This window comes from Micromonospora sp. U56, assembly GCF_018070095.1.
In the GTDB taxonomy this organism is placed as follows: domain Bacteria; phylum Actinomycetota; class Actinomycetes; order Mycobacteriales; family Micromonosporaceae; genus Micromonospora; species Micromonospora purpureochromogenes.
The window spans coordinates 236412-243438 of sequence record NZ_JAGPYL010000001.1 but is presented as its reverse complement, the minus strand read 5'-3'; the positions used below and the strand labels follow the sequence as shown (position 1 = coordinate 243438).

Genomic DNA, 7027 nt, shown 5'->3' with positions numbered 1-7027 from the left:
TACTGCCGGCCGTCATACTCGTCCACAGGGGCCTCCTTCGTCGTGGTACGTCGTGACAACCCCAGGGAAACCCCTGACCAGGGTGACTGTCACGAGGAGCGGAGGCCCCGCTCCTTCATCGCATCAATAGGACTGCGACGCGTCCTGCAACGGCGAGTGCTCACCCACCAGCGGCTACCGGAACCGAGTCTGCCGCAACCGACCCGGTAGCTCTCATTAGCAACGTCGGCGTGCCGGGTTCGAGCAGGGTGAGCCAGGTGACCTCGGGTCTCGGCGGCCAGGACGTGGAGCTGCCCGGCAACCCGCTACACGGTCTGCTGAACCCGCAGTGCGCCCTCGTCCAGGTCGACATCCGACCAGTGAAGACCGACCAGCTCGCCGCGGACGCGGTAAAGGCCGCCGGCTCTGCCGGCGGCCTTTACCCTCAGCTCCCCGAGTGGTGCGGTATTGATGCTCAGCCGAGCAGGGACAGGATCCGGTTGAGCAGGGCGACGACGCCGTTCAGCGCGCCACCGCCAGGATTGTCGAGCAGGCCGGCGACCGCGCAGAGCAGGTTGCCGAGCAGGTTGCCCGGACCCTGCTGGGCGGTGATGTCCAGCACGACCTCGTCCAGGTGGACCTGAAGGCCGAGCAGGTCAAGATCCAGCGGCCCGAGGTTCAGGTGCAGGATGTCGCAGGTACCGCTGGCCTGCAGGGGCGTGGTGACCTGCTGCGTCACGGTGCCGAGGGTGCTCCCCACCGAGTTGGTCAGGGTGCCGGTAAGCGTGCCGACGGCGGCGAGCTGGCCGTTCTGGTTGACGAAACGAGTGGGCGTGAACGTACCGGCGAAGGTGCCGGTACCGCCGAGGGAGTCAGTGAAGCTACCCGTGACCGGGGTGGCCAACGTGGACGCCGCGGGTGCGACGGCTGGAGCTTGCTGCGTCACCGGGGCGGCCTGAGCCACTCCGGTCCCGCCGAGGACGAGACCCGCTCCCGCCGCGAGCGCAGCGACAGTGGTGCCGAGGCGTGCTAAGCGCATGAGCTGTTTCCTTCCTGTCGGTTGCCTTGCGTCTGTTTCGTACCCGCAGCTAGCAGGGCAAACCTTTTGAAGAAAGTTCACATTGGAGTGGACGCGAGTCGCGGTCGGCGTCGCTCAGGCCATGTCATCGGTTTCCCGCCGGGTGCAGCGTCCCGATGCGTACCGGTGCCCGCTCGTCACGGGGCGGGCACCGGAGGCACGGCGAATTCAGAGCGTCCTGCGGAGGCCGGCGAGCTGCAGAGCGGTGAAGCCGGCGACCACCACCGCCTGTGCGATCACGAGTGCGGTGCCGAGGCCGGTCAGCGGGAACCACCCGGCGATGAGCAGCTCCACGCTCGCGACCACCCATGCGGTGTTGACGGCGATCACGACAGCCACGGCAGGCCTGCTCACCCTCGGCTTCGACGCGAGGAAGAGCAGCGCGGCCGCGAAAGCGACCAGAAACGCGCCGACCGGGTAGAGGAACGCGGCGGGAAGGCCGAACATCTCGCCGAAGATCGCCGCGGCGGCGAGGTAGACGATCCCGTTGGCACCCGAGCCGATCGCGTCCTGCTTGAGGGCGAAGCGGAGCAGCTTGGCGTCGTCGGTGGTCTGGACGGTGCTGGCGGCGGTAACCATCTCGGGGTCCCTTCGTGGTGCTGACATGCGTGTGATCACGAAGCTACGGAGGTCGGCGCGATCGGCGAATCAGTCGTCGTGACGGTAGGTTGCCAGGCGTGCTGCACGGGCGGGCCAGGGAACAAGCCGAGATCGAACGGCTGTTGGAAGGCGCCCGGAACGGTCACAGCGGCACGTTGGTGATGCGCGGTCCGGCGGGGATCGGCAAGTCGGCGCTCCTCGAGTACGCCGCCGGGCGGGCAGCCGGCATGCGGGTGTTGCGCGGTGTCGGTGTCGAGTCCGAGGCGGCACTGCCGTTCGCCGCACTCCACCTGCTCCTGCGCACCGGGCTCGACCGGATCCACGCGCTGCCCGACCCGCAGGCCGCCGCGCTCCGCGGTGCACTTGGGTTGGGCGACGCCCCGCCGGAAAGCCGGTTCCTGGTCGGACTGGCCACGCTGAGCCTGCTGTCCGAGCTGGCCGGGGACGGCGCGCTGCTCTGTCTCATCGACGACGCGCAGTGGTTCGACCAGGCGTCCACCGACGCCCTCGTCTTCGCCGCGCGTCGGCTGGAGGCGGACGGCATCGCCATGATCTTTGCCGCTCGCCCGGATTTCCCTGCCCCGGGGCTCGACGAGCTGCGGCTGGGCGGCCTGGACGGCACCGCGGCCGCCGCCCTGCTCCCGGCCGACCTTCCTCCCCAGGTGCGGGAGCGCCTCATCCAGGAGTCGGACGGCAACCCGCTGGCGCTCATCGAGTTGCCCGCCGCGCTCAGCCCCGAACAGCGGGCGGGACGATTGTCGCCGGTGGGTGCGATGCCGGTGGCCGATCGCGTCCAGGCGGCGTTCCACGCGCAGATGGCGGAGCTTCCCGAGCACGCGCGCACCGCGCTGCTGATCGCGGCGGCGGACGGCTCCGGTGAGCTTGCGACGCTGGTCGCGGCCGGTGCGTCCCTCCACGGTCTCGAAGCGGCCGAGCGGAGCCGGCTGATCGAGATCAGCGGGTCGGTCGTCGGTTTCCGTCACCCCCTGATCAGGGCTGCCGCCTATCACGGCGCTTCCGTCAGTCGACGCCTCGCCGTACATCGCGCCCTTGCCGACGCGCTGACCAGTTCGACCGCGCCGGATGCCGCTGACCGGCGGACCTGGCACCTGGCCGCCGCCGCGCTCGGTCCCGACGAGGACGTCGCGGAACAGTTGGAGGAGGCGGCGGGCCGCGCCCGTACCCGTGGCGGGCACGCCGCGATGGCGGCCGCCTACGAACGAGCCGCCGAGCTCACCGCCGACCCGGTACGCCGATCCGCGCGGCTGGCCGCCGCAGCGCTGGCCGCGAGCGACGCCGGCCTGATGCGCCGTGCCGCCGCACTCGCCGACAGCGCCACCCCGGACGTGGACGACCCCACGATGATCCTGGCGCTGACCCAGGTACGCACCCATCGCGAATTCGAGTTGGGCACCCCGCTGGCGGCGGGCCGCATCCTCATGGACACCGTCCCGCGCGTAGCGGCCCACGCCACCGAGCAGGCGCACTGGCTGCTGGTGGAGGCCGTCCGCTGCGCCTGGTTCGCGGGCGACCCGCGGCTGGCGGAGCAGGCAGCCGCGAAGCTCCATGCGCTTCCCGGTTCGCCGCTGGCCAGCCAGGCGAGCGGGCTGAGCCGGCTGCTGCGCGGCGACATCTCCGGCGGAATCAAGCTCATCAGCGAGGTGCTCGACCTACCTGCGCTCGCCGGGCTGGGCGTGCCCGGGCTGACCTTCACCGCCGGTGTCTGCCTTCCCGCGGGCCGTGCCGCCCTCTGCGCAGAGATCGCCGGACGGGTGGTGGCGGAATGCCAGCAGAGCGGCATGATCGGCTGGCTGGCGTTCGCGCTGCAGGACCATGGTTTCGCACAGGGATTGCTCTGCTCGTACGGCGAGGCGCTGGCGACGCTCGACGCGGGGCTGCGGCTGGCGACGGAGCTGGGTCACGAGCACCGGGTCACCCACCTCACCAGCTGCATCGCCTGGGTGCTCGCGCATCAGGCGGACGTGCCGGGGTGTCGCGAGAAGGCCGAGGAAGGTGTCCGGCGAGCCGACGACCACGGGCTGGTCCTCGCCGCGAGCATCGGCCGCTGGGCGCTCGGCCGGCTCGAACTCGGACTGGGACACCCGGAGGCCGCCCTGCGGCAGTTGGCGGCCATCCCGCCGACGGGAATCGGAGTCCTCTGCGCCGCCGACCAGATCGAGGCAGCCGTCCGCAGTGACCAGCCGGAACGGGCCAAGGAGCCGCTGGAGCGCTACCTGACCTGGGCGCGGCTCGTCGGTCAGCCGGCATCGGACGCGATCGCCCTACGCTGCCGGGCCCTCGTCGAGCAGGATGAAGCGCACTTCGTGGCGGCCGTTCGGGTCCACGAGAGCGGCGATCAACCATACGAACAGGCGAGGACGCGGCTCGCCTACGGCGAGTGGCTGCGACGGGCCCGAAGGCGGGCGGACGCCCGGGCACAGCTACGTGGCGCACTGGAGATCTTCGATCGGCTCGGTGCGGAGCTGTGGGCCGGGCGGGCCCGTGCCGAGCTGCGTGCGACCGGGGACGTGCCGGCCGCGCCACGCAGGGCCGGCGACCCGCTCAGTGTCCTCACTCCTCAGGAACGGGAAGTCGTACGGCTGGCGGCCGGTGACGCCTCCAACCGCGACATCGGCGCCCAGCTCTTCCTCAGCCCGCGGACGGTCGGCTACCACCTCTACAAGGCGTTCCCCAAGCTGGGCATCACCTCCCGGTCCCAGCTGGCCGCCATCGTCCGGTCCTCGTCGATCGACTGCTGACGTCCGCGCCGCCGGTGGCGGGCGGCCGCGCGTGGGAACCGCCTCACTCGCCGCCGTTCGACTCCTCGTGGAAGTAGACGGTGAGCGAGTACCAGTCACCGTGTTCGTTGATCTCGTTCTCGAAGGTCACGTCCTGGATCCACACCGGCCCGAGCTCCTCGATGGTGTCCGCGACCCGCCGGAGCAGCGCCGGTACGTCGTCCTGGCCGGGCCCGACGGGGTTCGCCGTGGCGAAGTACCGGACGGTGGGGAATTCGGAAACCTCGTTCACAATAAGATTGTTGCATCGATAGATACCGTTGCGTTGTCCCTCGGTGCCGGCGGCAGGCGACGGCGATAGCCTGGCGCTCACGGCGGGGACGACGGGTGGGGGCCGATGAGTCGTGCGGTGGAGGAGTCGAACCGGGCCATGCTGCGCGCCCGGGACGCCATGGACCGGGCGTACGCCGAGCCGCTGGACATCCCGGCGCTGGCCCGGATAGCGCTCGTCTCCGAGGCGCACTTCATCCGGACCTTCCGCGCCACCTTCGGCGAGACCCCGCACCGCTACCTGCAACGGCGGCGGGTGGAGCGCGCGATGTCGATGCTGATCGAGAGCGAGCGGGACGTCACCGACATCTGCTTCGCGGTCGGCTTCAGCAGCCTCGGGACGTTCAGCCGGACGTTCCGGCAGATCGTCGGCGAGTCGCCGAGCGACTTCCGCAGGCGCCGGTCGGCCGCCGCCGCGACCGTGCCGAGCTGCTTCACCAAGGCCTGGACCAGACCCAGCAGTTTTGGATAAGCGGCAGGTCAGGCCCACCCTCTAGCGTGATGGGCATGACGATGAACGCGATCAGCCGCTCCCAGATCTACGTCCTCGACCAGGACGAGGCCCTCGACTTCTACGTCGGCAAGCTCGGCATGGAGGTCAACACCGACCAGGACCTCGGCTTCATGCGCTGGCTCACGGTCAACCTGCCCGGCGACCCGGAGCGCGAGATCCTGCTGGAGAAGCCAGGGCCGCCCGCCCTGGACCCGGCCACCGCCGAGCAGGTTCGGGAGCTGCTCACCAAGGGGGCGCTGGGTGGCTACCTCTTCATGACCACCGACGACGCCCGCAAGACGCACGAGGACCTGGTCGCCAAGGGTGTCGAGATCACCGACGAGCCGGAGGAGCGCCCGTACGGGATCGACTTCGGCATCCGGGACCCGTTCGGCAACAAGATCCGTATCGGCCAGATGTTCCCCCGGGCCTGAGGGGAGCCGGGCTGTGACCGACGCGATCACCCTGCCCGCCGCCGGACCGGCCGCCCTCGGCCGGGACCGGGCCCTGCTGGTCGGCGGCATCCTCGCCGGCCCGGTCTTCGCCGTGTCCGCGCTGGCCCAGGGCGTCACCCGGGACGGCTTCGACTTCCGGCGGCACCCGGTCAGCATGTTGAGCACGGGCGACCTGGGTTGGCTCCAGATCGCCACCTTCCTGGCCACTGGTGCGCTCTGCGTCGGCGCCGCCGCCGCGGTGCGCCGCCGGCCGGTGACCGGCTCGACCTGGCTGCCCCGGCTGCTCGCCCTCTGGGGGTTCGGCCTGATGGCGGCCGGGGTCTTCAGCGCCGACCCGGCCGACGGCTTCCCGGCCGGCACGCCGCGCGGGCCCGGGCAGATCAGCTGGCACGGCGGGCTGCACTTCCTCGCGGCGGCGGTCGCCTTCGGGTCGCTGATCGTGGCGACCGTCGTCGCCGGCCGCCGGGCCGCCCGCGACGGCGACCGGGGGTGGGCCGTCACCAGCATCGCGACCGGGGTGTTCTTCGCGCTCGCCTGGGGCGCGCTGATGGTCCGGCCCGGCCCGGTGGCCATGGTCGCCTTCGATCTGGCGGTGACCGCCGGCTGGGCCTGGGTGACCGCGATGTTCGCGGCGGCGCTGCGACGGTCGCCTCGCTGAGCGTGATCGGGGCGGCGACGGCCGGGAGGCGCGGGTTAGCATCGCGCCTCCCGGCCCCACGAGGAGACGACGATGGCCACCCGGCTGCTCTACCTGGCCCGGCACGGCGAGCAGGACCGCCCGGAGATCGAGTCGCCGGAGGTGGGGCTCTCCGAGCGGGGCCGCCGGCAGGCCGCGCTGCTCGGTCAGCGACTGCGGGCCGTACCGTTGCGCGCCGTCCACCACGGCCCGCTGCGCCGGGCCGTCGAGACCGCCGAGCTGGTCGCCGGGTCACTGCCGACGGTCCCGGTGTACGCGACGGAGCTGGCCGGCGATCACCTGCCGCACGACACCGACCCGGCCGGGCTGCCGGTGACGTACGCGAGTTTCCTGGCCGGCTTCTCGGCGCGCGAGCGGGCCGACGGGCCGCGACTGGCGGCAGAGGCCGTCGCCCGGTTCGCCACCGCCCCGCTCGACGGTGACGTCCGCGAGCTGGTGATCACGCACAACTTCCTGATCGCCTGGCTGGTCCGGCACGCCCTGGGCGCCCCGGAGCGGCGCTGGCTGGGCCTCAACCACCACAATGCCGGGCTGACCGTGATCCGCTACAGCTCGACCGGGCCGCCCAGCCTGATCGCCTTCAACGACGTGTCCCACCTGCCACCCGAGCTGCGCGGCACCGGACTGCCCAGCGATTATCGGGTGTGACCGGGCGCG

8 protein-coding genes are annotated in these 7027 nt (G+C 71.6%); 5 read left to right on the top strand and 3 right to left on the bottom strand.

Annotated elements, in window-relative coordinates; translation table 11 throughout:
• Nucleotides 1-454: 454 nt before the first annotated feature.
• Both KBX37_RS01210 and KBX37_RS01205 read right to left on the bottom strand, forming a co-directional pair.
• Nucleotides 455-1018, bottom strand: a complete 564-nt coding sequence (locus KBX37_RS01210; protein WP_247656781.1) for a hypothetical protein — start codon at nt 1016-1018, stop codon at nt 455-457.
• Between the two features lie 207 nt (nt 1019-1225).
• Complete coding sequence (locus tag KBX37_RS01205) at nt 1226-1636, bottom strand: hypothetical protein (protein ID WP_210773741.1); 411 nt, start codon at nt 1634-1636, stop codon at nt 1226-1228.
• 98 nt (nt 1637-1734) lie between these two features.
• Here KBX37_RS01205 and KBX37_RS01200 point away from each other — a divergent pair, with 98 nt between their 5' ends.
• Entirely contained in the window at nt 1735-4416 is a 2682-nt protein-coding gene (locus tag KBX37_RS01200) for a helix-turn-helix transcriptional regulator (protein ID WP_210773740.1), read from the top strand.
• Between the two features lie 43 nt (nt 4417-4459).
• Here KBX37_RS01200 and KBX37_RS01195 read toward each other — a convergent pair whose 3' ends face one another.
• Nucleotides 4460-4687: a hypothetical protein gene (locus KBX37_RS01195; protein ID WP_210773739.1), complete on the bottom strand. Its 228-nt coding sequence runs from the start codon at nt 4685-4687 to the stop codon at nt 4460-4462.
• Nucleotides 4688-4792: 105 nt separating this feature from the next.
• Here KBX37_RS01195 and KBX37_RS01190 point away from each other — a divergent pair, with 105 nt between their 5' ends.
• The 4 genes from KBX37_RS01190 to KBX37_RS01175 all read left to right on the top strand — a co-directional run bounded on the left by KBX37_RS01190 (nt 4793) and on the right by KBX37_RS01175 (nt 7018).
• On the top strand, nt 4793-5197 hold the full coding sequence (locus KBX37_RS01190) for a helix-turn-helix domain-containing protein (protein ID WP_210773738.1): 405 nt from the start codon (nt 4793-4795) through the stop codon (nt 5195-5197).
• Nucleotides 5198-5232: 35 nt separating this feature from the next.
• Nucleotides 5233-5652 (top strand): VOC family protein, encoded by a 420-nt coding sequence (locus tag KBX37_RS01185; RefSeq protein WP_088964361.1) that lies wholly within the window; start codon nt 5233-5235, stop codon nt 5650-5652.
• Nucleotides 5653-5665: 13 nt separating this feature from the next.
• Nucleotides 5666-6331, top strand: a complete 666-nt coding sequence (locus KBX37_RS01180) for a DUF998 domain-containing protein (RefSeq protein WP_307848904.1) — start codon at nt 5666-5668, stop codon at nt 6329-6331.
• Nucleotides 6332-6403: 72 nt separating this feature from the next.
• Nucleotides 6404-7018: a histidine phosphatase family protein gene (locus KBX37_RS01175; protein WP_210773737.1), complete on the top strand. Its 615-nt coding sequence runs from the start codon at nt 6404-6406 to the stop codon at nt 7016-7018.
• Nucleotides 7019-7027: the final 9 nt, after the last annotated feature.

Bases quoted from the DNA above. Each gene is read 5' to 3' on its own strand.
- KBX37_RS01210 (WP_247656781.1), bottom strand. From the start codon at position 1,018: ATGCGCTTAGCACGCCTCGGCACCACTGTCGCTGCGCTCGCGGCGGGA.
- KBX37_RS01205 (WP_210773741.1), bottom strand. From the start codon at position 1,636: ATGGTTACCGCCGCCAGCACCGTCCAGACCACCGACGACGCCAAGCTG.
- KBX37_RS01190 (WP_210773738.1), top strand. From the start codon at position 4,793: ATGAGTCGTGCGGTGGAGGAGTCGAACCGGGCCATGCTGCGCGCCCGG.
- KBX37_RS01185 (WP_088964361.1), top strand. From the start codon at position 5,233: ATGACGATGAACGCGATCAGCCGCTCCCAGATCTACGTCCTCGACCAG.
- KBX37_RS01175 (WP_210773737.1), top strand. From the start codon at position 6,404: ATGGCCACCCGGCTGCTCTACCTGGCCCGGCACGGCGAGCAGGACCGC.